This window comes from Marinobacter sp. L-80 (genome assembly GCF_056859395.1).
Genome location: NZ_JBSXOI010000049.1, coordinates 104,071 through 130,195, shown reverse-complemented (window position 1 = coordinate 130,195; position 26,125 = coordinate 104,071). Strand labels below are relative to the sequence as shown.

21 protein-coding genes are annotated in these 26,125 nt (G+C 59.4%); 11 read left to right on the top strand and 10 right to left on the bottom strand.

Going from position 1 to position 26,125, the window contains the following annotated elements; all coding sequences use genetic code 11:
* Positions 1 to 47 precede the first annotated feature (47 nt).
* Positions 48 to 1,331, top strand: coding sequence for an ammonium transporter (locus tag AC13E3_RS05590; protein ID WP_008173267.1), 1,284 nt, complete (start codon positions 48 to 50; stop codon positions 1,329 to 1,331).
* 74 nt (positions 1,332 to 1,405) lie between these two features.
* On the opposite strand, the gene speE is transcribed toward AC13E3_RS05590, so the two are convergent.
* Positions 1,406 to 2,287, bottom strand: coding sequence for a polyamine aminopropyltransferase (speE, locus tag AC13E3_RS05585; RefSeq protein ID WP_008173265.1), 882 nt, complete (start codon positions 2,285 to 2,287; stop codon positions 1,406 to 1,408).
* 211 nt (positions 2,288 to 2,498) lie between these two features.
* Here speE and speA point away from each other — a divergent pair, with 211 nt between their 5' ends.
* Positions 2,499 to 4,409 carry a biosynthetic arginine decarboxylase gene (gene speA, locus AC13E3_RS05580; protein WP_053114204.1) on the top strand — a complete coding sequence of 637 codons (1,911 nt, stop codon included), beginning with the start codon at positions 2,499 to 2,501 and terminating at the stop codon, positions 4,407 to 4,409.
* A 6-nt stretch (positions 4,410 to 4,415) separates the two neighbouring features.
* Here speA and AC13E3_RS05575 read toward each other — a convergent pair whose 3' ends face one another.
* The gene (locus AC13E3_RS05575; protein WP_053114202.1) at positions 4,416 to 5,453 is read right to left on the bottom strand and encodes an AraC family transcriptional regulator; all 1,038 of its coding nucleotides are present in this window, start codon (positions 5,451 to 5,453) and stop codon (positions 4,416 to 4,418) included.
* 239 nt (positions 5,454 to 5,692) lie between these two features.
* Here AC13E3_RS05575 and AC13E3_RS05570 point away from each other — a divergent pair, with 239 nt between their 5' ends.
* Both AC13E3_RS05570 and AC13E3_RS05565 read left to right on the top strand, forming a co-directional pair.
* Complete coding sequence (locus AC13E3_RS05570) at positions 5,693 to 6,292, top strand: sigma-70 family RNA polymerase sigma factor (RefSeq protein WP_053114200.1); 600 nt, start codon at positions 5,693 to 5,695, stop codon at positions 6,290 to 6,292.
* The gene (locus AC13E3_RS05565) at positions 6,289 to 6,927 is read left to right on the top strand and encodes a ChrR family anti-sigma-E factor (protein ID WP_053114198.1); all 639 of its coding nucleotides are present in this window, start codon (positions 6,289 to 6,291) and stop codon (positions 6,925 to 6,927) included. The genes AC13E3_RS05570 and AC13E3_RS05565 overlap by 4 nt, the downstream gene beginning before the upstream one ends.
* Before the next feature lie 79 nt (positions 6,928 to 7,006).
* Here AC13E3_RS05565 and AC13E3_RS05560 read toward each other — a convergent pair whose 3' ends face one another.
* On the bottom strand, positions 7,007 to 7,750 hold the full coding sequence (locus tag AC13E3_RS05560; RefSeq protein WP_008173254.1) for an SDR family oxidoreductase: 744 nt from the start codon (positions 7,748 to 7,750) through the stop codon (positions 7,007 to 7,009).
* A 170-nt stretch (positions 7,751 to 7,920) separates the two neighbouring features.
* Here AC13E3_RS05560 and AC13E3_RS05555 point away from each other — a divergent pair, with 170 nt between their 5' ends.
* From AC13E3_RS05555 to AC13E3_RS05545, 3 genes are all read left to right on the top strand, one after another.
* Positions 7,921 to 9,696, top strand: a complete 1,776-nt coding sequence (locus AC13E3_RS05555; RefSeq protein WP_288367061.1) for an acyl-CoA dehydrogenase C-terminal domain-containing protein — start codon at positions 7,921 to 7,923, stop codon at positions 9,694 to 9,696.
* 272 nt (positions 9,697 to 9,968) lie between these two features.
* Complete coding sequence (gene tcdA / locus AC13E3_RS05550) at positions 9,969 to 10,760, top strand: tRNA cyclic N6-threonylcarbamoyladenosine(37) synthase TcdA (RefSeq protein ID WP_169702126.1); 792 nt, start codon at positions 9,969 to 9,971, stop codon at positions 10,758 to 10,760.
* 21 nt (positions 10,761 to 10,781) lie between these two features.
* Positions 10,782 to 12,659, top strand: a complete 1,878-nt coding sequence (locus tag AC13E3_RS05545) for a cation:proton antiporter (RefSeq protein ID WP_053114176.1) — start codon at positions 10,782 to 10,784, stop codon at positions 12,657 to 12,659.
* Here AC13E3_RS05545 and AC13E3_RS05540 read toward each other — a convergent pair.
* The 4 genes from AC13E3_RS05540 to AC13E3_RS05525 form a co-directional block, all read right to left on the bottom strand.
* Entirely contained in the window at positions 12,645 to 13,628 is a 984-nt protein-coding gene (locus AC13E3_RS05540; RefSeq protein ID WP_008173247.1) for an NADP-dependent oxidoreductase, read from the bottom strand. The two genes, AC13E3_RS05545 and AC13E3_RS05540, sit on opposite strands and share 15 nt — an antisense overlap.
* Positions 13,629 to 13,709: 81 nt before the next feature.
* Positions 13,710 to 14,171 (bottom strand): acyl-CoA thioesterase, encoded by a 462-nt coding sequence (locus AC13E3_RS05535; RefSeq protein WP_288367059.1) that lies wholly within the window; start codon positions 14,169 to 14,171, stop codon positions 13,710 to 13,712.
* Positions 14,171 to 15,256, bottom strand: a complete 1,086-nt coding sequence (locus AC13E3_RS05530; RefSeq protein WP_008173243.1) for an SMP-30/gluconolactonase/LRE family protein — start codon at positions 15,254 to 15,256, stop codon at positions 14,171 to 14,173. Before AC13E3_RS05530 ends, AC13E3_RS05535 begins: the two co-directional genes overlap by 1 nt.
* A gap of 101 nt (positions 15,257 to 15,357) precedes the next feature.
* Positions 15,358 to 16,155, bottom strand: a complete 798-nt coding sequence (locus tag AC13E3_RS05525; protein WP_008173240.1) for an alpha/beta fold hydrolase — start codon at positions 16,153 to 16,155, stop codon at positions 15,358 to 15,360.
* 389 nt (positions 16,156 to 16,544) lie between these two features.
* On the opposite strand from AC13E3_RS05525, the gene AC13E3_RS05520 reads away from it, so the two are divergent.
* The 3 genes from AC13E3_RS05520 to AC13E3_RS05510 all read left to right on the top strand — a co-directional run bounded on the left by AC13E3_RS05520 (position 16,545) and on the right by AC13E3_RS05510 (position 19,812).
* The gene (locus AC13E3_RS05520; protein WP_008173236.1) at positions 16,545 to 17,621 is read left to right on the top strand and encodes an AraC family transcriptional regulator; all 1,077 of its coding nucleotides are present in this window, start codon (positions 16,545 to 16,547) and stop codon (positions 17,619 to 17,621) included.
* Positions 17,621 to 19,051, top strand: coding sequence for a cardiolipin synthase (gene cls / locus AC13E3_RS05515; protein ID WP_008173235.1), 1,431 nt, complete (start codon positions 17,621 to 17,623; stop codon positions 19,049 to 19,051). Before AC13E3_RS05520 ends, cls begins: the two co-directional genes overlap by 1 nt.
* 83 nt (positions 19,052 to 19,134) lie before the next feature.
* Positions 19,135 to 19,812: a GntR family transcriptional regulator gene (locus AC13E3_RS05510; protein ID WP_008173234.1), complete on the top strand. Its 678-nt coding sequence runs from the start codon at positions 19,135 to 19,137 to the stop codon at positions 19,810 to 19,812.
* Between the two features lie 6 nt (positions 19,813 to 19,818).
* Here AC13E3_RS05510 and AC13E3_RS05505 read toward each other — a convergent pair whose 3' ends face one another.
* Both AC13E3_RS05505 and AC13E3_RS05500 read right to left on the bottom strand, forming a co-directional pair.
* Positions 19,819 to 22,035: a patatin-like phospholipase family protein gene (locus AC13E3_RS05505; protein WP_482901799.1), complete on the bottom strand. Its 2,217-nt coding sequence runs from the start codon at positions 22,033 to 22,035 to the stop codon at positions 19,819 to 19,821.
* 7 nt (positions 22,036 to 22,042) lie between these two features.
* Positions 22,043 to 22,645, bottom strand: coding sequence for a hypothetical protein (locus AC13E3_RS05500; protein WP_008173230.1), 603 nt, complete (start codon positions 22,643 to 22,645; stop codon positions 22,043 to 22,045).
* A 218-nt stretch (positions 22,646 to 22,863) separates the two neighbouring features.
* On the opposite strand from AC13E3_RS05500, the gene AC13E3_RS05495 reads away from it, so the two are divergent.
* Entirely contained in the window at positions 22,864 to 23,229 is a 366-nt protein-coding gene (locus AC13E3_RS05495) for a hypothetical protein (RefSeq protein WP_008173227.1), read from the top strand.
* A 12-nt stretch (positions 23,230 to 23,241) separates the two neighbouring features.
* Here AC13E3_RS05495 and AC13E3_RS05490 read toward each other — a convergent pair whose 3' ends face one another.
* On the bottom strand, positions 23,242 to 26,046 hold the full coding sequence (locus AC13E3_RS05490; RefSeq protein WP_482901798.1) for an ATP-binding protein: 2,805 nt from the start codon (positions 26,044 to 26,046) through the stop codon (positions 23,242 to 23,244).
* Positions 26,047 to 26,125: the final 79 nt, after the last annotated feature.

The window sequence follows — 26,125 nt, the reverse complement described above, 5'->3', positions numbered from 1 at the left end:
ACGCAAAAAAATTTATAACCTGAAAAGCCTCGTGCGGAGGGCTTCATATGGAAAGCAATCTTAATCACATTTTTGAACTCCAGTATGCGCTGGATACCTTTTACTTCCTGATTTGCGGTGCCCTGGTCATGTGGATGGCCGCTGGCTTTGCCATGCTGGAAGCCGGCCTGGTGCGTGCCAAGAACACCACTGAAATCCTGACCAAGAACGTGGCCCTGTTTGCGGTCGCCTGTACCATGTACCTGATTGTCGGCTACGACATCATGTACGACGGCGGTATCTTCCTGAGCGGTGTAACAACCGTTGCCGAGATGGACGACGCAGCGATCGCGGGCGTTATTGCAGCCTCCACTGAAGCCGGCTTCGGCGACATGGGCGAATACAGTGGCGCTTCTGACTTCTTCTTCCAGGTTGTTTTCGTTGCAACCGCCATGTCCATCGTTTCCGGTGCCGTGGCTGAGCGCATGAAGCTCTGGGCCTTCCTGGCTTTCGCCATCGTTATGTGTGGCTTCATCTACCCGATGCAGGGTTCCTGGACCTGGAACGGCGACGCGGTATTCGGCATGTACGAGCTGAGCTACAGCGACTACGCCGGTTCCGGTATCGTTCACATGGCAGGCGCAGCAGCGGCCCTGGCAGGCGTTCTTCTCCTCGGTGCCCGTAAAGGCAAGTACGGCGCCAAAGGCGAAATCCGTGCCTTCCCGGGCGCCAACCTGCCCCTGGCAACGCTTGGTACCTTCATCCTCTGGATGGGCTGGTTCGGCTTTAACGGCGGCTCCACCCTGAAGCTGGGTGGCATCGGTGTCGCCAACGAAGTTGCCAACGTGTTCCTGAACACCAACGCAGCTGCAGCCGGTGGCCTGATTGCCGCCCTGATCGTGGCACGCCTGATGTTCGGCAAAGCGGACCTGACCATGGCCCTGAACGGTGCCCTGGCTGGCCTGGTTGCCATCACTGCAGAGCCGGCGGATCCTTCTCCCCTGCTGGCCACCATCATCGGCGCCATTGGCGGCACCCTGGTTGTCTTCTCCATCGTAACCATGGACAAGCTGCGCATTGACGACCCGGTCGGTGCCATCTCTGTCCACGGCGTGGTGGGTATCTGGGGTATCTTCGCGGTTCTCCTGTCCGACGCAGACGCTACCTTCATGGGTCAGCTGGTCGGCATGCTCACCATCTTCATCTGGGTGTTCGTCACCAGCCTGATCGTCTGGGGCATCCTGAAAGCCGTCATGGGCATCAGGGTTTCCGAGGAAGACGAGTACGAAGGTGTGGATCTGTCCGAGTGCGGCATGGAAGCCTATCCGGAGTTTGTCAGCGGCAAGCAGTAATCGTTGACACGAGCAACGAAAAAGGGCGCCATCTGGCGCCCTTTTTTTGTCTGCTTTGTCTGCCCGCTTTCCCCTTAACCTTCTTCCGGACGGACCTCATCTTCCAGTGCATCCACCATGAACTGGGGCATCGCCAGGGCACCGTGATGAACCCCGGAATTATAGTATCGGGTCACGAACGGCCGGTTGTTGGCATCTTCCTCGCGGAAGTATTTGATCGGGTTTTCCTTGCTGGCCATGGTGCAGCTCCACCAGCCGGTGGGGTAGACCGGTTGCGGGAATGGCATGGTCTGCACATGCTCGAATCCGGCCTTACGCATGTCCTCGTGAATGCCCTTGATGATGCTGTCGGTGTGCAGCAGCGGTGATTCGCTCTGCTGGACAATAATGCCGCCTTCTCGAAGCGCCAACATGGCATCCCGGTAAAAATCCAGGGCAAACAGGCCTTCGGCCGGGCCGACAGGATCGGTGCTGTCGATAATAATGAGGTCGACACTGTTCGGCTCAATGTCCCGCATCCACTGGATACCATCTCCGAAGAAGAAATTGGCGCGCGGGTCACTGTTCGCTTCGCAAAGCTCCGGAAAATATTTTTCCGACATGCGGGTTACCCGCTCGTCGATTTCCACCTGCCAGGCTTCCTCAACGCCCGGATGCTTGAGCACCTCTTTCAGGGTGCCACAGTCACCGCCGCCGACAATCACCACCTTTTTGGGGTCCCGGTGGGTGAACAGGGCCGGATGGGTCATCATTTCGTGGTACAGGAAGTTATCGCGGGTGGTCAGCATCACGCAGCCGTCCAGAACCATCAGGTTGCCGAAGGTCTCGGTCTCGTAGATCTCCAGTTTCTGGAACGGTGTCTGCTCCTCGTGGAGCTTCTTTTTCACCTGAAGGGAGAACGCTGTCCCCTGATCCTGGAATACCTCGGTAAACCAGCCGTCATTGAGTGCTGTCATGTCTTGCCTCCCGATGTGGGCCATGGGCTGTGTTAAAAGGGCGTATTGTAGGGACGCCTTACCGTGAGCTAAAGCGATAATCGCGGCAACCGGCCAGATATTTTCCCTGCCCGGTTCTTTTAGCCCGTGGCGGGAATCCATACAATGTCGGCCAGAAGCCGGCTGCCGAACAATTCCCTGCCGGCCAGTGTTTCCTGACAGGATAGCAAGCATGAGCGAAGCCAGCGCCACCCCGGCCCACAAGGTTTACAACATTGCCCACTGGAGCGATGGCTACATAGGTGTCAACGACCAGGGACAGGTACTGATTCGTCCGGATCGGGGCCAGAGCCCGGCACGGATCAACCTGCCGGAGCTGACCCGAACACTGACCGACTCCGGGATTCAGTTGCCGGTGCTGGTGCGCTTCGTTGATATCCTCCACGACCGCGTCAACAAACTGTGCAATGCCTTCAACAAGGTCGCAGAAGAACATGCCTACCAGGGCCGTTACACAGCGGTCTACCCGATCAAGGTCAACCAGCAACGCCGCGTGGTCGAGGAACTGCTGGCCGCCGAGCCCGCTGCCTCTAAAGGGCAGATAGGCCTCGAAGCAGGCAGCAAGCCGGAATTGATGGCGGTGCTGGCGATGTCACAGCAACCGGGATCGGTGATCGTCTGCAACGGCTACAAAGACCGGGAGTACATCCGCCTGGCCCTGATCGGCCAGACCCTGGGTCACCGGGTGTTCATCGTGGTGGAGAAAAAATCCGAACTGCCACTTATCCTGGAGGAGGCAAAAAGCCTGGGCGTTTCGCCCCTGATCGGCGTGCGGGCGCGTCTGGCAACCATCGGCAAGGGCAACTGGCAGAACACAGGTGGTGAAAAGTCGAAATTCGGACTGTCTGCCAGCCAGGTCCTGGATGTCGTCGACACCCTGCGCGAGGCGGGTGCCCTGGACACCCTGCAACTTTTGCACTTCCATCTTGGCTCCCAGATTGCCAACATCCGTGACATCCAGACCGGTCTCCGGGAATGTGCCCGCTTCTACAGTGAACTGCGCCAGATGGGCGCTCCGGTGGGCACGGTGGATATCGGCGGCGGCCTGGGTGTGGACTACGAGGGCACCCGCTCCCGCAGCAGCTGCTCCATGAACTACAGCGTTTACGAATACGCCTATAACGTGGTGCATGTTCTGCAGGCGGAGTGTGATCGCCACGGCATTCCCCACCCGGACCTGATCAGCGAATCCGGCCGGGCCCTGACCGCCCACCATTCGGTGCTGGTAACCAACGTGATCGACCGCGAAGCACCGGAAAACCGGACGCCGGAACAACCAGACGATAACGCCTCCGCGCCACTGCACGACCTCTGGCGCGATCTCGACAGCCTGCAGGATACCAACACGCCGCGTTCATTGGCCGAGATCTACCACGACGTCCTGCATGCCATGGCCGACGTCCATGCGCAGTTTGCCCACGGCGTGCTCTCTCTGCAGGAACGGGCAGATGCGGAGACGCTGTACACCCGCTGTTGCCGCCTGCTTCGCAATCAGTTGGACAGCAGCAACCGGGCCCACCGGGAAATCATCGACGAGCTCAATGAGAAACTGGCCGAGAAGCTGTTTGTGAATTTCTCCCTGTTCCAGTCACTGCCGGATGTCTGGGGCATCGACCAGATCTTCCCGGTGATGCCGATCAACGGCCTGGACCGGCCGCTGAACCGCCGCGCCGTCATCCAGGACATCACCTGCGATTCGGACGGACGAATCGATCGTTACGTGGATGGCCAGGGCACCGAGACCACCCTGCCTCTACCTGAAGAAAAGACCGGCGAACCGCTGCTGATGGGTTTTTTCATGACCGGTGCCTATCAGGAAATTCTGGGGGACATGCACAACCTGTTCGGCGACACTCATTCCGTGGATGTCCGCTTGACGGCAGAAGGTGGCTACGAGATCAGCGACCCCATCACCGGCGATACCGTAGCCAAGGTGTTGCGCTATGTGAACTTTGAACCGGATGCCCTGGTGGAGGCCTACCGACGCAAGTTCGCCGCCTCCACCCTGGCGCCGGAGACCCAGTCAGCGCTGCTGGCGGAGCTGGCCGCCGGTCTTGATGGCTACACCTACCTGGAAGAATAGCCAGAGTCAGGGTTTCTGGTGCGTCCGACGCCAGGCGCTGGGCGAGAGGCCTTCCCATTTTCGGAAGGCCCGGCCAAAGTTGGAAGGGTCGCTGTAGCCGAGGGCGTCGGCAATCTCGTCGATGGTCAGCTCATTGCGCCGCAGCAGCTCCAACGCTCGGCGGTGGCGCAGGGAATCCTGCAACTGCTGGAAACGGACCCCTTCCGCTGCCAGCTGCCTGCGTAGTGTCCTCGTGGATATTTGCAGGTGCTCGGCCACGTCTTCCAGAGCCGGCAAGCGTTGACTCCGTCCCGTCTCAAGCAGGCGCATCACCCTGTCGGCTACCGATGTTGCTCCTTCGATAAATCGCATTTCCTCTTCGCACTGGGCCTCGGCAATCCGGCGTGTCACCGGATTCGACAGGGACATGGGCGAGTCCAGAAACACCCGCCTGAACCTTAACTGGTTCACACCGCTGCCAAACGAGATCTGACTGCCAAACAGCTGCCGATAGGCTGAGACATCTCCGGGCTCCGGAAAGTCTAAGAGGCAGCGGCCGCCGTCCAGGAGTCGTTGACCGAACAGTAAAAGGTTTACATCCATCAACGACGCCATCACCACGTCAACATTGAAACGGTATAGCTCCTCGATTCCGTGGGCCAGATCCAGCTGGATGACCGCCTCACGATCCTCCACGAAAAAAGACAGCCTCATGTAAACAAAACGGATCTGGAAATACTTGATCAACACGGTGAGCGCCTGCTCCAGGGTGTCGCAACTGATGGCAGCCTGGGCGAGGGAACCGTGGGTGGTAAACTTCAGTCGTTTGCCGAACTCCAGCCCCAGGGCAGGATCACCGCTTTGCGCCAGGCTTTCCCGACACAGGGCGCTGAACTGATCAACCGTGATGAAGTTGTCCGGGTGTCCAAGCATGGACGGACGGATTCCGGCGGCCGACAGCAACCGCCCACGCTGCAGGCCCCGATCCTCCGCCAACTGGCAGAGGATATCCGCATAGTGCGCCCGGATAACGGGCAAATTTCCGGAAATGCCGGGTGCATTCATGGGGATGGTTTTCTTCCGGTCTCGGTTTATTGCTCAGACTAGACCGCTCGGGCTGTTCCGGCAATTACCGGCGAGACGACCGGCAACCGTCTCTGGCGCCAGCTTTTTTGCATTTTTTTCGGACCGGCAGATCCAACGCGTAAACCACTCCGTAAATCTTGCGACTGACAAAACCGGGACGAGTGCATAGAATGATGACCAGAACAAGCTCAAATCATGCGACTGTCAAGGAGCGTCCGGTGACCACACTGGATCAGAAGCCAGCCAGTTCCGAGGGCCGAAAGGACCCGTGGAGCCAGATGCTGCAGAAAGTGGGCAAGCACCAGGATCGCGAGGCGTACCACGCGCTGTTCGAGCATTTTGGCCCGCAAATCAAGTACTACGCCATGGCGAACGGTCTGGCGAGTCATGCGGAAGAGCTCGTGCAGGAAGTATTCGTGTCGATCTGGAGACGCTCATGCCTCTACGACTGGCGCAAGGCGGCGGCATCAACCTGGATTTTCACCATCGCCCGGAACCAGCGAATCGATATGCTGAGAAAGATGCAGCGTACCAGTGCTGAAATGCCGGTCGAGACAGAAGACCTTTGGCAGATTCCGGGTGAGAACGAAAACGAGCCGGTCACTTCTTTGCACCGTCTCATGTCCGAACGGCGAATCAGGGAATCCCTGAGTCATCTGCCGGAAGAACAGATTACGGTCATTGCCAAAGTGTACATGGAAAACAAGTCGCACCAGATGGTTGCGGACGAGTTGGACATTCCTCTTGGCACCGTGAAAAGCCGGGTTCGCCTGGCATTGAATAAACTGAAAGTGATTTTGCAGGACCAGAACGTATGACACGGCACCATCCCGACAGCCTGAGCCTGATGGAGTACAGCGCAGGTAACCTGAGCGAGCCCCATGCCCTGTGCATCAAGCTCCACCTGGACAAGTGTTCCCACTGCCGCAGCCGTGTGGACACGCTTGATAGCCTTGGGGCTGTGATGATGGAGCAGCAGCCAAAGGTGACTGTCTCTGAAAGCATGTTCGACAGCATTCTTTCAAAGATCGACAGCGAGCCGGCAGCTGAGCCGGCAGCAGCGGCTGCCCCGAGGGTCAGCGCCCTGCAGAAGCTACTGGGCGAAGATCTCAACAGCTTGCCGTGGAAGCGCCAGCTGGGTGATGTGAGCGTCCTGGACATCACCGACCGGTTCCCCGGTCAGAAAGAACAGGTTGTACTCCAGAAACTCGCTGCCGGCGGCAAAGCGCCTGCCCACACGCATCGCGGCGAGGAAACGACCATCGTCCTTCAGGGTGCGTTTGCAGACCAGAAAGGGGTGTTTAACCAGTGGGATTTCGTGGTCCTGAACGATGAGGACGAACACAAGCCCGTAGCGGTTGGTTGCGAGGACTGTATAACACTCTCCGTGTTGAGTGCTCCGGTGAAGCTCACGGGCACCTTTACCCGGATGCTCAATCCCTTTATTCGGTAACCTTCCGCCGAATGACGGACACGAAAAAGGGGCGATGGAAATCGCCCCTTTTTTGTAGCCGACACCAGGGTTGCCCGAACTACCAGGGCAGCTCTGTACCATCCCAGCTCAGAAACTTTCCGTTATCGTCTTCCCCCAGTCCATCGAGCACCTCCAGAAGGTTGGTAGCCGTCTCCTCTGGAGTATGCACGTTAAGCTTGGCGAGAGATTGGCTGAACGGTTCGCTCAACGCCGATTCGGTCGTGCCAGGATGCAGGGATACGCAGGCTAGCGGCTTGCACCGGCGCGGCAACTCAATGGACAGGTTGCGAACGAGCATATTCAGCGCCGCTTTTGAACTACGATAGGCATACCAGCCGCCAAACCCGTTGTCGGTTATCGAGCCAACCTTGGCGGAAATAGCCACCACCCGTTTGAATGCCCGATGTCGCAGCCATGGCAATAGCGCCTGGGTCAGCAATCCGAAACCGGTTGCGTTGACAGCAAACGCACGCGCCATACTCTGCGGATCGAGGTCTTCAAGGCGCTTCTCCGGGAACATATCCGGCCCGTGAAGCAGCCCCGCGGCATAAATAAAGCTATCAATCCCATCCTCCCTGTTTAGCAGCGATTCCAGTGCCTCGGCAATCGCACCGGGCGCGGCACTGCTTTCGGCATCCCAGGGCAGCAAAGTGATGCGCTGATGGCTGCGCAAAGCGTCCGGCGCATTCTCCGGATCACGGCACAACCCGATCACCCTGGTTTGGGAATCACGCTCAAGCAACCGGCTTGCCAAAGCGCCACCGATTGCGCCGGAAACCCCGGCTATCAACACTTGTTTCATTTGATACCTCCTTGGTTCAGGAGGACATACGAAAATTCTATCGTCCAGACTGCCAAAACGGTGAACCAGCGCATTAAAACGGGCGTATGAAACCAGTGTTCAAATTATCTTCGGGTCGCTGCCGAATGCTGCAGCGCTCCCGTTAAAACGGCGCACCTAGGAGAGTATCCATGCAATACCAGGCTCCGGCGAATGACCTTCGCTTTCTGTTGTTTGATGTATTGGGCGCAGACCGGCTGCATGAGCTGGAAAAATACGCCGATGCCACCCCGGATCTGATTTCCGCGGTCATCGATGAGGCTGGCAAACTGGCTGCCGAGGTTATCCAGCCCACCAACCAGGCCGGCGACCGCGAGGGCTGCACCTACGATCCTGAAACCCACTCTGTGAAAACACCCGAGTGTTTCAAGGACGCCTACAAGAAGTTTGTCGAGGGCGGCTGGACCGCGCTGGACGCACCCCTTGAATACGGCGGCCAGGGCCTGCCACACACCCTGAAGTTTGTGGTGGATGAAATGGTCTGCTCCACCAACCTGTCTCTGGGCATGTACCCCGGCCTGACTCACGGCGCCATTAGCGCCCTGCATGCCCACGGCTCCGACGAACTGAAAAAGACCTACCTGGAAAAGCTGATTTCCGGTGAGTGGACCGGCACCATGTGCCTGACCGAGCCCCAGTGCGGCACCGACCTGGGCCTGATTCGCACCCGCGCAACACCGAACGACGACGGCAGCTACGCCCTCGAAGGCACCAAGATCTGGATCACCGGTGGAGAGCACGATCTGGTGGACAACATCGTGCATCTGGTTCTGGCCAAGCTGCCCGGCGCGCCGGATACCACCAAGGGCATTTCCCTGTTCGTGGTACCCAAGTTCCTGCCGGAATCCGGGGAGCGAAACCCGGCCTTCTGTGGCGGCCTTGAGCACAAAATGGGCATCAAGGGTTCTGCAACCTGCGTCATGAACTTCGAGGGCGCCAAAGGCTGGCTTGTCGGCGAGCCGAACGATGGTATGCGTGCCATGTTCACCATGATGAACGAGGCGCGCCTGATGGTTGGTATGCAGGGCCTGGGCCTGGCCGAAATGGCCTACCAGGAAAGCCTCGGCTTTGCCCGTGAGCGCCTGCAGAGCCGTTCACTGAGCGGCCCGAAGAACCCCGATGGTCCCGCAGACCCGATCATCGTGCATCCGGATGTACGCCGAATGCTGATGCGCCAGAAAGTTCTGAACGAGGGCATGCGTGCTCTGGCCCTGTTTGCTGGCCACCAACTGGATCTCTCTGTCGCCCATCCAGACGAGACCGTTCGGGAATCCGCGGACGATCTGGTTCAACTGCTTACCCCGGTGGTGAAGTCGTTCCTGACAGACGAAGGCTTCAACAACGCCAACACCGGGCTGCAGGTACTGGGTGGCTCGGGCTTCACCACCGACTGGCCGCTGGAGCAGCTGGTTCGTGACGGCCGGATCGCCAGGATCTACGAGGGCACCAACGGCATTCAGGCCATGGACCTCGTGGGCCGCAAGCTGAGTCTGAAAGGCGGCCAGCTGGTGCGCACCCTCTTTGGCACCCTGAGCAGATATCTGAAGGACAATCCGGAAGCGCCGCACCGTGAAGAGCTGAAAAACGCCATGAAGGCGCTTGAGACAGCCACCATGTGGCTGGCCAGCAACGCACCGAAAGATCCGGAGCAGGCGGGCGCCGCCGCGACACCGTATCTGCGCCTGATGGCGCTGACGGTCATCGGTTACCTCTGGTCCAGGATGGCAAACGTTGCCAACGAACAGCTTGCCGCCGGCGAAGGCAACAAGCCCCTGCTCGAGAGCAAGGTTGTCTCTGCCCGCTTCTACTTTGAAAGGCTGCTTCCGGAAGTCGACTGGCTGCTGGGTGACATTCAGAGTGGCAAGGACAGCCTGATGGCGTTCTCGGACGACCACTGGGCCGCGTGATCCGCTATCCGGCCAGTGCTCCCAAGGCCTGGCCGGAAATGACCGATCAATGACAGCTTGTGACCTTCAGGTGAATGCACTGGCCATTGATAATGATCACGTTGATTAGTGTCTCTGAACTAGTCCCGCCCAGCTCCCCGTCGGACTGGGCACTTTGAAAGCCACGCCCTGCGTGGCTTTTTTTATGGTCCTTTTTTGTCTGTGCGGTCACTGGGTTACAATTGCGATCTTTGATTCTGTCCGGTCTGCGACCGGACCTGCACGGGGACACCATGAACGCCGACGATTACGCTTTCCGCTTTGGTGGCATCGAACGACTCTACGGGCGCCGGGCCCTGGAAGCCTTTCGTCACGCCAATATTGCTGTGGTCGGTCTTGGCGGGGTCGGGTCCTGGGCCGCTGAAGCCCTGGCCCGAAGTGGCGTTGGTACCATCACCCTGATCGACATGGACGATGTCTGTGTGTCCAACACCAACCGCCAGCTCCACGCCCTGGAAGGCCAGTACGGCCGTACCAAAACCGACGCCATGGCAGACCGGTTGCGGGCGATCAACCCGGAAGCCGACATTCGGGTGCATTTCGGATTCCTGACCACGAAGAACGTCAGCGAGCTGATCACCGAAGACATGACCGGGGTGATCGACGCCATCGACAGCGTCAAAGCCAAGGCCGCCCTGATTGCCCACTGCCAGCGCCGGAAAATTCCTCTGGTCTGTGCCGGCGGCGCAGGCGGACAGATCGACCCCACTCAGATCCAGGTGGCAGACCTCAGCAAAACAACCCAGGACCCACTGCTGGCCAAGGTTCGAAACCTTCTGCGGCGGGAATATGGCTTTTCCCGGAATCCAAAGCGGCGCTTTGGCATTGAGGCCGTATACTCCCTCGAGCAGCTGACGTATCCTGCCGGAGACGGGGAAGTGTGCCTGCAGAAACCGGCCACCGACGGTCCGGTGCGCCTGGATTGCGCCTCCGGCTTTGGCGCCGCCAGCCCGGTGACCGCCAGCTTCGGTTTATTTGCGGCTTCCCGACTCCTGAACCGGATTGCCCGGCGCGCCAACCAATAGATCAACGGAACTGAAACCATTATGCCAGTCAGCACTGTCCTGCTTCTTGCCAGCATTGGCGTTTTATCATTGTTCTGCCAGTGGCTTGCCTGGCGCGTGCGTATGCCCGCCATCCTTTTCCTGTTGGCGGGTGGCATTGCCGCCGGGCCTGTTCTGGGTTTTCTGGCACCGGAAGTGGTGTTCGGCGATCTGCTGTTTCCGGTTATTTCCCTGGCCGTTGCCATCATCCTGTTTGAGGGCAGCCTGACCCTGCGCTACGAGGAGATACGGGGCCATGGCAAAATGGTCCGCAACCTCATTCCGGTCGGTTCTATCGTCACCTGCATCATCGGCACCCTGGCTGCCCGCTGGCTTCTGGATGTCTCCTGGGCAGTCGCCCTGCTGTTTGGCGCCATCTCGATTGTCACCGGCCCGACGGTTATCGCGCCGCTGCTGCGCTCCGTGCGACCCGATTCGAAACTGGCCAACATACTGCGCTGGGAAGGCATCATCATTGACCCCGTTGGCGCTCTGCTGGCGGTTCTGGTATTCGAGGGGATTGTCTCCTGGGGCCAGGGCAACGTGTTTGGCCACTCGTTGTATATCTTTGGAAAAACCCTGGCTGTGGGTTTTGTGATCGGTGCCGTGGCCGGGTATCTCAACGGCATCGTATTGCGCAAGCACTGGATTCCGCAGTACCTGCATAACGCTGGCACACTCACTTTCATGCTCGGCGTCTATGCCATTTCGAACGAACTGGCCCATGAGTCTGGCCTGCTGACCGTGACCATCATGGGCATCTGGATGGCCAACATGAAGCAGGTGCCTATAGAGAGCATTCTGGAGTTCAAGGAATCCCTGAGTGTTCTCCTGATTTCGGCCCTGTTCATTATTCTGGCGGCGCGGGTTGAGTTTGCGGCGATTGCCGAATTGGGTTGGGGCCTGGTGGCTGTGCTGGCCCTGCTGATGCTGGTAGCCCGCCCCCTGAGTATTTTCCTGTCGGCCATCGGCACCAACCTGAACTTGCGGGAAAAGCTATTTCTGAGCTGGATCGCCCCCCGGGGCATCGTCGCGGCCGCGGTGTCAGCGCTGTTCGCTTTCCAGCTGCAGAAGTTGGGTTATGAGAGTGCCGGCGCCCTGGTACCCCTGGTGTTTATGCTGATTATCGCCACCGTTACTCTGCAGAGCCTCACCGCACGGCCGGTTGCCCGCCTATTGAAGGTCGCGGAACCAGCGGAATACGGCTTCCTGATCCTGGGCGCCAATCCGGTGGCCCGTATGATTGGCATGGCCCTGAAAAAGTATGAGGTGCCCGTGACCCTGGCGGACACCAACTGGGAAAACGTCCGTCAGGCCCGCATGGAGAACCTGCAGGTGTACTTCGGCAACCCGGTTTCCGAGCATGCATCGACCCATCTGGACCTGACAGGCATCGGTAAGCTGCTGGTGATCTCCCCGTACAAGCACATGAACTCACTGGCCACGTACCACTTCCTGGACTGGTTCGGAAACAAGTGCGTGTTCAGCCTGGCCGAAGGTGATCAGGACCAGAAGGCCCGGCATCAGACGGCTGAAAAAATACAGATGACCCGGGGCCTGTTCGATGGCGTCAGCTACGCCAAGCTGGCCAGTCTGGTGAGCCAGGGCTACACCGTAAAGACCACCCAGTTGAGTGAGGAATTCGGTTACGAGGAGTTCCTGAACAAATACCAGAACCAGGCCCTGGTGCTGTTCACGTTCGACAGCAAGGAACACGTCGCCCCGGTTTGCAGCATGAAAGACCTGAAACCGGAAAACGACTGGATCCTGATCAGCCTGGTACCGCCCCAGGCCCGCAAGGAGCGCAAGGAGAAAGAGGGAGGAGAACCATCGGCCAGCCAGGATCAACCGGCCGATCAGGAACCCTCATCGACAATCTAGCACCAGCTTGCCGCGCACGTGCCCGCCTTCCAGCAGTTCGTGGGCCTGCGCGACATCGTCCAGCGCGAACGCCTTTTCGATGTGCACCTTGACGTCGCCGTCCTCAATCAGCTCGGCAATCTCATCCAGGTGAAACACGTCGGGACGCACAGTCATGCCATGGGCGCGTAAACCCATTTCCTCGGCAGCACTGATGATTTCGTCGGCGGTAACCGTCGGGATGGTCACGAGGACTCCATGTTCGCCGAGCGTGTGCAGGGAGCGTTTGCCGGTATCACCGCCAACAAGGTCCAGTACCACGTCCAGACCATAGCACTCTTCGGCGATATCCGTGTTGCGGTAGTCAATCACCTCGTGGACCCCGAGTTCCGCCAGGAAATCCCGGTTACCGGCCGAGGCCGTTGCAATGACATGGGCACCGCGCTCCAATGCAAACTGCACCGCAAAATGCCCCACGCCACCGGCGCCGGCGTGGATCAGGATTTTCTGCCCCGACTCAAGTTTCGCCATCTCGAACAGAGCCTGCCATGCGGTCAGTGCCGCCAGGGGCAAGGCACCTGCAGACACCAGGTCCAGTTCTTCCGGCACGATGGCCAGTTCATCGGCCGCGGCCAGGGCATACTGCGCATAACCGCCACCGCCGGCCGGGAATCCGACCATGCCCATGACCCGGTCACCGGGCGCCAGGGTGGTCACGTTGGCACCTACTCCGACAACCTCTCCGGCGACATCGTAACCGGGCGTCCACGGCAACGAATTCTCGATCTGCCGCGCCGCGAAACCAAGCCCCTTCCGGGTTTTCCAGTCGATCGGATTGAGCCCGGCACCGTGCACCCTGACGAGCACCTGATCGTCTCCGGGGACTGGCACATCGGCCGAGACCACTTGCAGGACGTCACGCTCACCAAAGCGATCGTAGATCACATGGCGCATCGTGGCTTCAGCGTTCTGATCGGCAGTATTTTCCATGAAGATCTCCGGACAACAGGTTAAACGGGATTGGCTTTGAACAAGATTAGCTGAAGTAAAGCACAAAAGACCTCGGGTGACCTACAGCCCTTTGCCTCCGGCTACCACAGCGGAACCGAGAATCTCGGCGAACTCTTTGGGCGCACGGGCAGGCCGCTGGCTTTTCAGATCAACACAGGCGTGAGTGGAAACGGCCCTGACCAGGGTTCTGCCATCCGAGGGACGAACGAGCTGGAACTGCCGTGCAGACCGGAACCGACCATCGTAATCGGTGAGCCAGGTCCCAAGAACCAGTTGATCGCCGGCGTTCGCCGAGGCCAGGTAATCGATTTCCGTTCGGGTAATGGCCATCGCCTTGCCGGTTTTCTCGTGCAATTCCCAGGTCATACCCAGGCTTTCTATGTGGGCCCAACTGACGTCTTCCAGCCACCGTACGTAAACAACGTTGTTGGCGTGCCCAAGCCGATCGGTATCCTCGGGCCGCACCGCTATTTCGATCGTGAAAGGCGCCGGCAGATCCCAGTCAATATCGTGTTGCAGCATCAGTTGCTGTCCCCCAGACCCGGAATGGCCTGCAACGGTAGCCGACCAATACGATCATTGTGAAGTGAACCAAAGTACAGGTTGCCATCGTGAGGATTCACTGAGGTGATTTCCTGCAAATGGGTCCCCCGAGTGTCGTGGAGACTGGTAATAACCTCACCGTCCCGGTCGAACGCGATCACAAGACCATATTCTTGTGGCGCAGGTTTCAGGCTGCTCGGGAGTTTAGCCACCAGATCCTTGAGCCAGGGCCGGGGGTGCATGGCGTCCATCCTCGAATCTCTGAGGGTAGGAAACGCCACCCAGTAGCGCCCCTGATCATCCACCGCGAGGTTATCGGGAAAACCGGGCAGATTGTCGGCAAAGACTTCCGCCTGGCCGGCTTTGGGCCCGTGAATCCAGTATCGGAGGATGCGGTATTTCCAGGTTTCGTTAACCAGCACATAGTCGCCCTCCGGAGATACCGCAACACCATTGGCAAAATGCAGGTTGGCCAGGAGAACCTCGGCCTTGCCGGTTTTTGGAGAGTAGCGGAGCAGGCGGCCATGGGGACGCATTTCCAGAAGATCCAGCATGTATTCCGGCTGATGGAACTTGGAGCTGGCGTCGGTGAAATAAATGCGCCCGTCATCGGCAATGTCGACGTCATCGGTGAAGCGGAACAGCGTTCCCTCCGCCTCGCGGGCCAGTACGGTGATCTCGCCCTCAGGACTGATAGACAGCAGCCCCCGCCAGGAATCTGCAACGATGAGATTGCCCTGGCTGTCAAACACCACGCCCAGGGGCCGACCATCGGTGGACAACCAGTTTTCAACCCGGCCATCCGGGAACACCCGCACGATGAAGCCATCCTGGGTGCCGGTATAAAGCACACCATCCTCGCTCACGGCTGTATCCTCGGGGCCGTATACCTGGCCCCTGGCGATCAGGTCCGCAAGCCTCAGGCGCTCATTTGGCGCAACCTCACCGGTCAGCGGAGGCGGCGATGGGGGGTTCCAGGCTTTGCTGTCGACGGGCGAGGGAGTCAGCAGGAAACTGCCAAGCAGCAGGAAGACAACCAGCAAACCCACCATCAGCCATTTCATACACTCTGCCCGCCTGTTGTTGTGTCCATTCCGTGTGTCAGCGATTGGCCCACCTTAGCAGACGGGCCGGTGAGCAGGAAAATGCCCTACGCAGGACACCATCATTCATCGGCGCTGAGGAAACGGCGGCACAGGGCAGCAAAGGAGTCGGCTTTCTCAGCGTGCAGCCAGTGGCCGGTCCCCTGGATAATACGCAGCTGTGCCTGCGGGAACAGTCGCTGGATATCATCCCGGTGTTTTTCCTGGATGTAGGCCGAATCCGCGCCCTTCAGAAACAGCACAGGACCATCAAACGGGCCATCACCCTCCGGCGCCCTGGCCAGATGTTCATAGCAGGCATCGATAACCGGCAGATTGAGCCGCCACCGGAACATTGGCCCGCCCTCCTGCTGGTCTTCGCGGGGAATCCGTTCCAGGTTTTTCAGCAGGAACTGGCGAACACCCGGCTCTTCGACAAAATCTGCCATCAGCCTGTCTGCGTCCTGACGGGAACGCACACCGGTCAGATCCATGCTGGTCAACCCGTCCAGAATAGCATCGTGCCGGGGTTTGTAGTTTACCGGGGCAATGTCGGCCACGATCAGTTTTTCCACGCGCTCCGGAGCCTGGAGGGCAACCTGCATCGCCACCTTGCCACCCATGGAATGACCCAGCAGGCTCACCTTGTCCAGCGCCTGGGCGTCCATGTAGGCGATGACGTCGGCGGCCATGGCCGGATAGTCCATGGTATCCGTGTGGGGCGAACTCCCGTGGTTGCGCTCGTCCAGTGCGTGAATCTGCCACTGGTCTTCCAGACGGCGGGCGATACCCCCCAGGTTGTCCAGGGAGCCGAACAGCCCGTGCAGCAGTATCAGGGGCGGGCCTTCGCCGGTAATGCGGTGGTTCAGCGCAACAGTCATGGGCAGTCAGTCTCCGGATTGGTCTGCGTTCTCAGACCGGATACATTACCACTGCCAGTCTTGCGAGCAAGTGCCGGTATTAGCGGTCATTTTCCGTGGACGAAAAAAAGCCGGGCAAAGCCCGGCTTGAAGGTCATAGACGTGACGTCTGAAGGATCAGCAATAGAAGATGCTGTTCAGATACTCGGCAAGCTCAATCACGTTTTTACGCTCAAGCTCGGTATGAGGTACGAAAATTTCCTGTTCCATAAAACACCTCCTGATTGCTTTTCCATTGCTTCAACCTGATACGTTGATGCTATCGTTAAAGCCACGGGTAACCCTTGACAGGCCGTTGCACCCACTTGACATTTTGTATCAGTCATCATGACAGGTCGTTAACTATCAACGTGACATCTGCCCAATCAGACTCCACCAGCGCACCCCTGGTCGCTGCCTCCAGCACGCTGGCGCTGGTTCACTATCTGGAACGCCAGGGTGTTCTCAATGCGCCAAGGGTGGAACAGCTGACCGGGCTGGCCATGTCGGAGCTCACCGACCCGGACCGGCGCGTGCCCGCCGATGCCCATTACCGGCTGTGGGAACACGCCGAGCTGGTAACGGGCGATCCGGCTGTCGGGCTGCACGCCGGAAAAGTGGTGGATCCCGAGCGGATGGGACTGGTCGGGCATGTGTTTTTCAACTGTGACACCCTGGGTGAAGCCGTTACCCAGTACGTGCGCCTGCATCGGCTGATCAACGAGTCGGTATTCCTAAGCTTCGAACAGACCGCCGACCAGGCCATTCTCTGCTGGCAACCGGACATGGCCGAACATTACTGCCGGCAGGATATGGACCGGACCCTGGCTGCGGCCATCACCCGCACCCGCCACTTCATTCATCCGGGCATCCGGGCGGAATGGGTAGAGATCGCCCATCCGGCGCCGGTGTACGCCGACGAGTACGAAAAGCTTCTCGGTGGCCCGGTGCGGTTTGATTGCGGTATTACCCGGCTGGCGTTCAACAGCCGGCATCTGGGGCACCCGATACCACGCCGCAATCCCTACGTGTATTCGGCAGTACTGAAGCAGGTCAATACGCTGCTGGCGAGGCTTCAGAGCCGCCGCTCGTTCGGCCGCAGGATTCGCCGACTGATCTCGAAGCAGATGGCGACCGAAAGAATCGATGCCGACAGCCTTGCCCGGCAATGCCATATGAGCCGCCAGACGCTCTACCGCAAGCTCAAGAAGGAAGGCCTGAGCTTCCATGGCCTGGTTGAGCAGGTTCGCCAGGACAAGGCGCTCAGGTATGTTGCGGCCGACCAGTACGCTCTGGGTGAAATTGCTTTTCTGCTGGGTTTTTCAGAGCTCAGCGCCTTCAGCCGGGCGTTCAAGCGCTGGACCGGCACCTCACCGGCAGAGTACCGGGCAAGGCATCTGGCCACATCGGGGCCCTACGGCCACCAGGCAGATGAGGGAGCGCAATGATGGACGAGCTGTCTCTCGTTGCACTGGTGGTCGGGGCCGTTTACCTGGGCGCATTTGCCTGTATTTACCGTATTCTTCTGACCTATCGGACATCACAGGGTGCCATTGCCTGGGTCATTGCCCTGATCGGCCTGCCCTACCTGGCTGTGCCCATGTTCGTGCTGTTCGGGCGGCATCGGTTTGGCGGCTACGTGAAAGCCCGACGGCTTGGCGACGAATCCCTGACCAATCTGCTGAACCGGTTCGAGCAGCAAACAACCTCCATACCCATCCCCGCCAGCGAACGGTTCACCGACGAACTTCAGGTGCTCTGCCGACTGGGCCGGCAGCCGTTCACCGATGGCAACCGATGTACCCTGCTCAGGGACGGTGAGGCCACGTTCGAGGCCCTGTTCGAAGCCATGGAAGACGCCGAGCACTATATCCTGCTGGAATTCTACATCGTGCGGTCAGACCGGGTTGGCCGCCGGATCAAGTCAATTCTCGAGCGCAAACTGGCCCAGGGTGTGGAAGTCTGGTTTCTGTATGACGACATTGGCAGCGTCTGGCTGCCGCGCAAGTACCTGAACCAGCTCGCCGCCGCCGGCGCCCGCGTGGCCTCGTTCGGTAACGGCAACATCCGCCGGAGGCGGTTCCAGATCAATTTCCGGAACCACCGGAAACTGCTGGTCTGCGACGGCAAGATCGGCTTTGTGGGTGGCATCAACCTGGGAGACGAATACCTGGGCACTGCCATGGACCAGGAACCCTGGCGCGATACCCACTGCCGGATTGAGGGTCCGGCCGTCACCGGCCTGCAGCTGGCATGGCTGGAAGACTGGAACTGGGCCAGCAACGATTTTCCCAGCCTCGACTGGGCGCCGGTCGACAACCAGCCCGGCGACGACGAGGTGCTGATGCTGCCAACAGGACCTGCGGACAGCGGGGAAACCTGCACACTGTTTTTCCTCAATTGCATCAATAATGCCCGCACCCGGCTCTGGATCGCCTCGCCCTATTTTGTTCCGGATTTCCAGATCATGAACGCCCTTCAACTGGCGGCGCTCCGGGGCGTGGACGTACGAATCCTGATTCCGGAGAAATCGGACAGCCGCCTGATTGGCCTGGCGGCTTACTCTTACCTCGTCCAGGCCTGCAAGACCGGCATCGGCATCTATCGCTACCAGCCTGGCTTCATGCATCAGAAAGTGATCCTGGTGGATGATCGATACGCGGCGGTGGGAACCGCCAACATGGACAACCGCTCGATGCGACTGAATTTCGAGATCACCGCCATAACCACCGCAAGGCATTTCATCCGGAGTGTGGAATCCATGCTGGAACACGATCTGGACAATTCCCGCCTGATGATCGAGAGCGACTACAAGGATCGGTCGATCCTGTTCCGCCTGTGTTGCCGGGCCGTCCGCCTGCTGGCGCCACTGCTATAGGCCATCCGTCCACTGGCTCCGGAATAGCCGATGTGCGACTATGCCAGGACGATTCAGCCAGTATGCAGTAGCGACAGATCACCATGAATGCCTTCAAGCCCAGAGAAACACTGACCGAACAGGTCGCACGCCACATCGAAAACCTGATTGCCTTTGGCCAGCTGCGCTCCGGTGAACGGATCTACGAGGGCGCCATGGCGAAACAGATGGACGTCAGTCATGGATCCATACGGGAAGGCTTGCTGCTGCTGGAGAAGCGGCATCTGGTCCGCAACGTACCCCGCAAAGGCGCGTTCGTGACCCCGCTGGATGAATACTTCGTGCGCAGCCTGTACGAGACCCTGGAGCTCTACCTCACCCACACCGGTCGCAAGCTGGTGCGTCACTGGCAGCCCGAGGATATGGCCCGGCTGGAGAGTCTGTATGAGCAGATGCAGGCCTGCTACAGGAAGAACGATCTGATGGCGTTTCTGGAGCTGGGCATTGAGTACACCAAGGCATCGCTGGCCTATGCCGACAACTACTTCATTGTCTCTGCCATTGATGACCTCTGGCCTTCGGCAAAGCGCTGTGCCTTCGTCGCCTTCCAGGAAGGAGGCAATCGTGTCATTGAGGACAACCTGTCCCACATGGAACAGTCAATCAGTGCCATCAAGGATCGGGATGAGGACCGCCTGGCAGACATCCTGCACCGCTATGCCCTGCAACAATGCCAGCAGGTTCTCACTGCCATTGAAAAGACCGGCAGCAGAACGGCCTGACGGCACTCAGTAAAAGAGCTGGGTGAACGAGAAACCAATGTTCAGGTAGGCCGTCCAGTTGTCTTCGTTGTTGTAGGCTGCGGCCACCTGAACCGGGCCGAGGAAGGTATCCACGCCGGCGAATACGCTGGACGATTTCACCGAACTGTCCCAGCTCGCCTCATCCAGAGAGGGCCAGGCATTACCCGCCTCGAACCCGGCGCCAACGAACCAGGGCAGCAGCGGGCCGCCAAAGGTCTGGCTGGCATAGGCTGAAACCATTAACGCGTTGTCTCCGGTAATCTCACCCGGCGCGTATGCCGATAGCCGGCGGAATCCACCCAGGCGGACGGCATTTTCAATTCCGGGAGTGCCCCGGGTTACCGCATGGCCGAAGACCAGTCCGGTCAGGGTCAGGCCTTTCCAACTTCCGGTTCCCAGCGCCAGGCCGGTTACCGAATCGAACTCCCGGTCGGATCCCAGGCCCTCCCGTTCAAAACGTCCACGGAGGCCGGCAAAGCCACCGTCGCGAGGATAGAAAGTATCGTCCAGAGAGTCGTGTACCAGTTGCACGGCCAGCCCACCCTGGTGCACCGACCCCTCCGGCGCTACCGGTTGCCCGATCTGCTCGTCAACCGTGGCATAGCCCCGCGCATAGATCAGGCGAACTTCGGCATTGCCGCCGATTTCCATGCCCAGTGCCAGATCCGCTTTCCGGAAGGTCACATCCACCTCCGTAACGCGGGTTCCGACGGCATCAAACAGGCTGAAGGTATCCCGGGAGTACTCGCCACCGAGCACCAGAAACCGCTCATAGCCGTAATCCAGCGGCTGATACCACTGGCTGCGAACCCAGGGCTCGGTGCCCAGCTGAACACCGGTCTGCCACTCCCCGCCCAGGGCATTGAGCTCGGTCATTCGAAGGGAAGAGGCAAGATTGAACCGGGTTTCCCCGTCAAAGTTATCCTCATAACTCAAACCGAAAGACAGGTAGTTCGGCCCCCAGCTCTTCTCCTGGACGCGGATGGTCAGAACGGTTCCCTCGGGCAAAGACGAGGTCGAATAAGACACAATCTCGTAATAGCCAAGCCCGTAGATCCGTTTGAGGTCGGCTTCCAGGCGGGCGGTGTCCAGTGGCTCTCCGATTCTCTGCCGGATTCGTTCCTTGAGGAAGTCCCGGGCCAACCGACGACTGTCTTCGATCTCGATGCGTGACACGATACGCGCACCCGCGTCCTGCGCTGACACGCTGTCCCGCCAATCGGCCCAGGCCTTGCGGGATAATGCCAACGGACGCAGTTCGACGCCGTGTTCCCGGGCCGAGCTGGCGCCCAGCTCAAACAGAACCGGCGCATCGTAAAAGTCAGCGGAGGTGTAGCCTTCGAGGTCGGGGCGGATCAGAACATCGTCTTCGGCGAGCAGATCCAGCTGCTGGTCGGTGTTCCGACGGGTCATGATGGTTGTGAGTTGACCGACAACGGAAAACGCGCCCCGCAGCTCGTCGGTTTCCATCAGACTGTCGGTAATATCCACTGCGATGATGATGTCGGCGCCCAAATCCCTGGCAACGCTGATGGGCAGGTTGTTGGCGACGCCCCCATCCACCAGCAACTGGCCATCACGTTCCACCGGCGCGTATACCCCGGGAATACTCATGCTGGCACGGATGGCCTCGGAGAGGTTACCGTCACCGATGACCACCTGCTCACCGGTCTCGAGATCGGTGGCAACCGCCCGGAAGGGAATGGGGAGCCGGTCGAAGTCTTCAACCAGGGCGGCGTTGTGGGTCAGCTCGTTGAGGATAAAACCTAGATTCTGCCCGGCAATCAGCCCGCCGCCGACACGCAGGCCATCGGCGCGAACACCGATGCCCGGGACCACCGGAAACCGCCAGTCATCCTGCTTGCGCCGAACCGGCTTGTAGACCCGGCCGGGATCGTCGCGAAAGCTGGAAAGCCAGTCCATCTCGATAAAGCGCTGCTCGATGTCACTGACCGGCATACCACTGGCATACAGGGCACCGACTGCGGAACCCGCGCTGGTGCCCACCACCAGATCAACAGGAACCCGCATTTCCTCCAGAACCCGCAGCATGCCAACATGGGCCATACCCTTGGCGCCGCCGCCACTCAGAACCAGCCCTACCTTGGGACGCTCCTCAGCCGAAGCCAGTGGTGCCAAGAGAATCATGATGACGGCGATCAGTCGAGGGGCATTCCGGCCCCAGGGGTTGCACTGGCTCACAATTGGGTTATTTCCGCTCGGAGGAGTCGTCCGCCAGTGACAGGTGGGATACGTCAGGTATCATCGGCGGCGGCAGGTCACGCTCGACACCCAGATCACTGCCAGCCGGAGCAAGGCTCCACTCGTCCAGATGCTGAAACATCGGTGGCTCCACTTCGGTCTTCTCTGTCAGGTTGACCCCGACCGGATCCAGACTCAGACCGGAGCCGGAAAGTATCGTATCCACCTTCTCGCCCGCCACCGGCAAACGATCGCCAGGCTCGGTTTCAGGAACCCCACGGCGCTGCCCTTCCGCCGGCGGGGCAGAGGGCGCCGGCTGCGGACGGGGCTGACTTGCGGGGGCCGACGGGGCTGGCTGTGGTGCCGCACTGGCAGCAGGCCGGGCGTCAGCCATCGGCTGGACATAAGCTACCATGCCGTGCTTTTTCAACACTGCCCGGTATTTTTCAGCCTGAACCTCTTCCAGCTTGTTGCGAATAACCACCGGCTGACCACTGAACATGCGATCAACCTGATCAAGAGACGCCTTGAACAGGGTTCTGGCATTGTTGCGCGCCGTTTCCAGATCCGTTCCGGGAACGCATTCCCCTTTAAAGACAAGCTGAAACATGCGTTTTCCTCTCTAAGTCCGTCTTACCCACATCATAGTTGATCGTGCACCGGACCGGGAGCCCGAAAGCCCGGTCGTCACTGTATCGAGACTGCAAACAATTGAAAAATTAATGTCACATATCACGCAAAATGCGACAGACTCTGCAATAATCAACGGTAACCAAACTTTACACTTGGTTACAGATTAACCGGAATGTCACCAGGGAGTGGCCTCCAATGACGATCACACGCTCACTTCGCCTCGCTGCCACAGCCCTTTTGCTGTCGGCACCGCTTGTTCATGCCGAAAATCTTGATGTACTCATGAGCCAGGTGTTTCCGGAAGCCCAGGCGACCTATATCGGGTACGAGAGCGTTGAACGACAGGATATCCCCGCCAGCGCGGCGGTCGAGCGCAAATACCTGATTGTGGATTTCCGCCTGGCTTCTAACGACATGGCATCTGAACAGCTTCAGGCCAGCGTGCACAAAGTCTGCATGACTCTGCTGAAAGACCGCGACCTGATCCGCCAACTCTCGGATTCCGGTTACGACATGGTCTCGGTCGCTTTCGACCGTCGCTCGCAGTTCGATTGTCTGTAACCCACCCGGCTCTTACTCTTCGCGGCCGAGCAACTTCGGGAAAGCCTCAAGAGCACTGTTGACCGCGTCCAGGTTGAATGCCTCGACATCCGCAAGCAGCTTCTCCCCGTAACGGGTAACGGAACGTGACCGGAATCGCTGGCCCCAGGCCAGCACCCGGCGTGCAAAGTCTTTCATCTGCTCCGGATCGCCACTCTCTCTCACAGCTTCCCACTCGTCACCGAAATCCGCCGCGAGCTGTTCCCTGAGCCAGCCCCGCTCCTGCATGCTGAGAGTCTGGGCCAGCAGCCGGTCGGATTCCTTGGGAACGCCCTCGTCTTCCGCCTGTTCCACCGTCGCCTCAACCCGGGGCAAGGTCACCGTAAAGACCGAACCGGAACCTTGCTCACTCTCAACTTCCAGCTCACCGCCCATCATACGGGCCAGCTTCCGGCTGATGGCCAACCCGAGACCGGTTCCACCATAGCGCCGCGTATTCTGCCCCTCCTGCTGCTCAAAGGCATCGAAAATACGCTCCACCTGATCCGGCGGGATACCGATACCGCTATCGCTGACCGTGACGATCAACTTGTAATACTGGCGTTCCGGCGCTTCCGGGTTCTGTTCCGCTTCTGCCGACCGCTTCTTGAGCGGCTTCGCGGTTGCCCGAACTGTGACACCACCGTCGTGGGTGAACTTGATGGCGTTGCCGACCAGGTTGAACAGAACCTGCCGAAGACGGGTTTCATCCAGCATCATGGCGCCGGGCATTCGCGAGTCGACACTCACTTCCAGGGTTATGCCCTGCTCCCGGGCCCGCAGATCGAAAATGTGGCGAACATCATCCAGGAGACGACGGACCGATACGGCGGAATAGTCCAACCGCATTTTCCCCGCCTCGATTCGGGACAGGTCCAGAATGTCGTTGATCAGCATCAGCAGACTTCGACTTCCCGCCCGGATGGCGTCCAGGTAATTGCGCTGCTGCGGGTCGGTAACACTGTTGCTGAGCAGATCGCTATAGCCGATCACCGCGTTCATCGGCGTTCGTATTTCGTGGGACATATTGGCCAGGAACTCACTCTTGGCCAGGCTGGCGGCCTCCGCCTCCCGGGCCAACCTCTCGGCTTCGAGCTTGGCAGCCCGCAACTCGTCTTCGCTCCGGCGCAGGGCATTCTCCGAACGGATACGCTCATCCACCTCCCGCGACAACTTGCGGTTCCAGTACAGGAAGATCAGCACGACCAGGATGGCGATCAGCACCACCCGCCGCACCACGGTGTAATCGGTCTCCTGCTCGATATCCAGATGAATCCACCTGTTGTAGATGGATTCTGTCTCGCTGGCTTCGAGGCTGCCCAGCGCCTTGTTCAGCACCCGGTGCAGCTCAGGGTTGTCCTTGCGTACGGCCAGTCGCAGGTCGTACTGGTAGGGAGTGATGCTGGTAATCCTTAGGTTCGACAGTCCCAGCCGGGCGACTGTGTAACTGACCGCCGGAATATGGGTAACCATGACATCCAGGTCGCCGTTGGATAGCGCCAGAAGCCCCTCCTCCACCGTATCCATCGGGTAAAGATCCAGGTTCGGATGATTGATCAACAGGTAATCGTGGGCCGCATGCCGGTTCACCACACCCACCCGTTCCGTGCGGAGTTCCCGGAGATCGCCGATAAAGCGACCGTCGTCCCGGATGGCAAGGGCGATGGGCACGGTCAGATAGGCCCGGGTAAACAGAAAGGCCTCTTCGGTGCGCGGCGTCCGGGACAACCCGGGAAGAATATCCACCTCGCCCGAACGCAGCTTCTCTTCAGCATCCATGCGGCTTCCAGCGACAGAGCGCGTAAACCGCACGTTCAGCTCGGTTTCCAGCCGGGTCAGCAAATCCGGAACCAGGCCGGTGGGCCGGCCGTCCTGGGTGTATTCAAACGGCGGCCAGTCCGCGCGAAACGCGACTTTCAGATCCGGATGCTGTTTGAGCCACTCCATATCCGACCCGGACAATTCCAGGCCACTTCGTTCGAGGGACGGCTGATCGGCCTGCAGCCATGACTGGCGTATGGTGCGGTGCTCGTTATGGCCGATTGCGGCAATGGCCTTGTTCAGCACCTGGTAAAGCAGGTCCCGATCGGTATCCACCCGCAACACCACATCTACCGGGCTGTTATCGAGCAGTACCGACAGACCGATACCATTCACCATCGCCGACTGAAGGTAATCGGACACCACGGGCACCGGCGCCAGAAACGCATCGGCCTGCCCCGAAAGAATCTGGCCGACGGCTTCGCTGACGTTGCTGACCGGCACCGGCGTAAACTCCTCGACGGGGTCCAGCATGGGATACTGGTTGGGGTCACCGGCAATAACTGCAATCCGGCTGCCCTCAAGATCGGCAAGGGTCCGGATGGCCGCATCGCCGGCGCTGACGAACACGCCATAGGTAAGAGACATCAGGGGATCGGTGAAACGCTTGCCGGGCACCACCGGCATCCCCGGCATTCTGGTGGTCAGAACCGCGTCGGTTGCCAGCTCACTCCTGACCGGGCCGCTATCCTGCCCGATCTCCAGGACGATGGGTTCCATGGCGACGCCCAGTAGTTTGTCGGAGAGCCGGGCAAGGTAGTCAATGTAGGTGCCCGCAAGCACGCCATTGCCGGTATCGAAAACCAGCGGCACCTGATCGCTGCGAAGACCGATACGAAACCGGTCCTGCCCTTCCAGCCAGGTCAGTTCCTCTTTGCCTAGCACGGGGGCCGGCGATGCTTGCGGCGGTTCCGCCCGCAGGGGGGATTGAAACAGCGCCAACAGGCAGCATAGTAGAAAGGCAAGGGTAACCTTCACTGGATATCCTTAAGGGTTCCGCTACATTTCAGGGAACAATACCTGCAAACGCCATTGATTTCATTCAGGCAAACGGCCA

What these genes read in the sequence shown, in the direction of transcription:
- AC13E3_RS05545 (WP_053114176.1), top strand. Translation starts at nt 10,782, where the DNA reads ATGCCAGTCAGCACTGTCCTGCTTCTTGCCAGCATTGGCGTTTTATCA.
- AC13E3_RS05575 (WP_053114202.1), bottom strand. Translation starts at nt 5,453, where the DNA reads ATGAATGCACCCGGCATTTCCGGAAATTTGCCCGTTATCCGGGCGCAC.
- AC13E3_RS05565 (WP_053114198.1), top strand. Translation starts at nt 6,289, where the DNA reads ATGACACGGCACCATCCCGACAGCCTGAGCCTGATGGAGTACAGCGCA.
- AC13E3_RS05495 (WP_008173227.1), top strand. Translation starts at nt 22,864, where the DNA reads ATGACGATCACACGCTCACTTCGCCTCGCTGCCACAGCCCTTTTGCTG.
- cls (WP_008173235.1), top strand. Translation starts at nt 17,621, where the DNA reads ATGGACGAGCTGTCTCTCGTTGCACTGGTGGTCGGGGCCGTTTACCTG.
- speE (WP_008173265.1), bottom strand. Translation starts at nt 2,287, where the DNA reads ATGACAGCACTCAATGACGGCTGGTTTACCGAGGTATTCCAGGATCAG.
- AC13E3_RS05510 (WP_008173234.1), top strand. Translation starts at nt 19,135, where the DNA reads ATGAATGCCTTCAAGCCCAGAGAAACACTGACCGAACAGGTCGCACGC.
- AC13E3_RS05530 (WP_008173243.1), bottom strand. Translation starts at nt 15,256, where the DNA reads ATGAAATGGCTGATGGTGGGTTTGCTGGTTGTCTTCCTGCTGCTTGGC.
- AC13E3_RS05555 (WP_288367061.1), top strand. Translation starts at nt 7,921, where the DNA reads ATGCAATACCAGGCTCCGGCGAATGACCTTCGCTTTCTGTTGTTTGAT.
- AC13E3_RS05590 (WP_008173267.1), top strand. Translation starts at nt 48, where the DNA reads ATGGAAAGCAATCTTAATCACATTTTTGAACTCCAGTATGCGCTGGAT.
- AC13E3_RS05525 (WP_008173240.1), bottom strand. Translation starts at nt 16,155, where the DNA reads ATGACTGTTGCGCTGAACCACCGCATTACCGGCGAAGGCCCGCCCCTG.
- AC13E3_RS05560 (WP_008173254.1), bottom strand. Translation starts at nt 7,750, where the DNA reads ATGAAACAAGTGTTGATAGCCGGGGTTTCCGGCGCAATCGGTGGCGCT.
- AC13E3_RS05500 (WP_008173230.1), bottom strand. Translation starts at nt 22,645, where the DNA reads ATGTTTCAGCTTGTCTTTAAAGGGGAATGCGTTCCCGGAACGGATCTG.
- AC13E3_RS05535 (WP_288367059.1), bottom strand. Translation starts at nt 14,171, where the DNA reads ATGCTGCAACACGATATTGACTGGGATCTGCCGGCGCCTTTCACGATC.
- tcdA (WP_169702126.1), top strand. Translation starts at nt 9,969, where the DNA reads ATGAACGCCGACGATTACGCTTTCCGCTTTGGTGGCATCGAACGACTC.
- speA (WP_053114204.1), top strand. Translation starts at nt 2,499, where the DNA reads ATGAGCGAAGCCAGCGCCACCCCGGCCCACAAGGTTTACAACATTGCC.
- AC13E3_RS05540 (WP_008173247.1), bottom strand. Translation starts at nt 13,628, where the DNA reads ATGGAAAATACTGCCGATCAGAACGCTGAAGCCACGATGCGCCATGTG.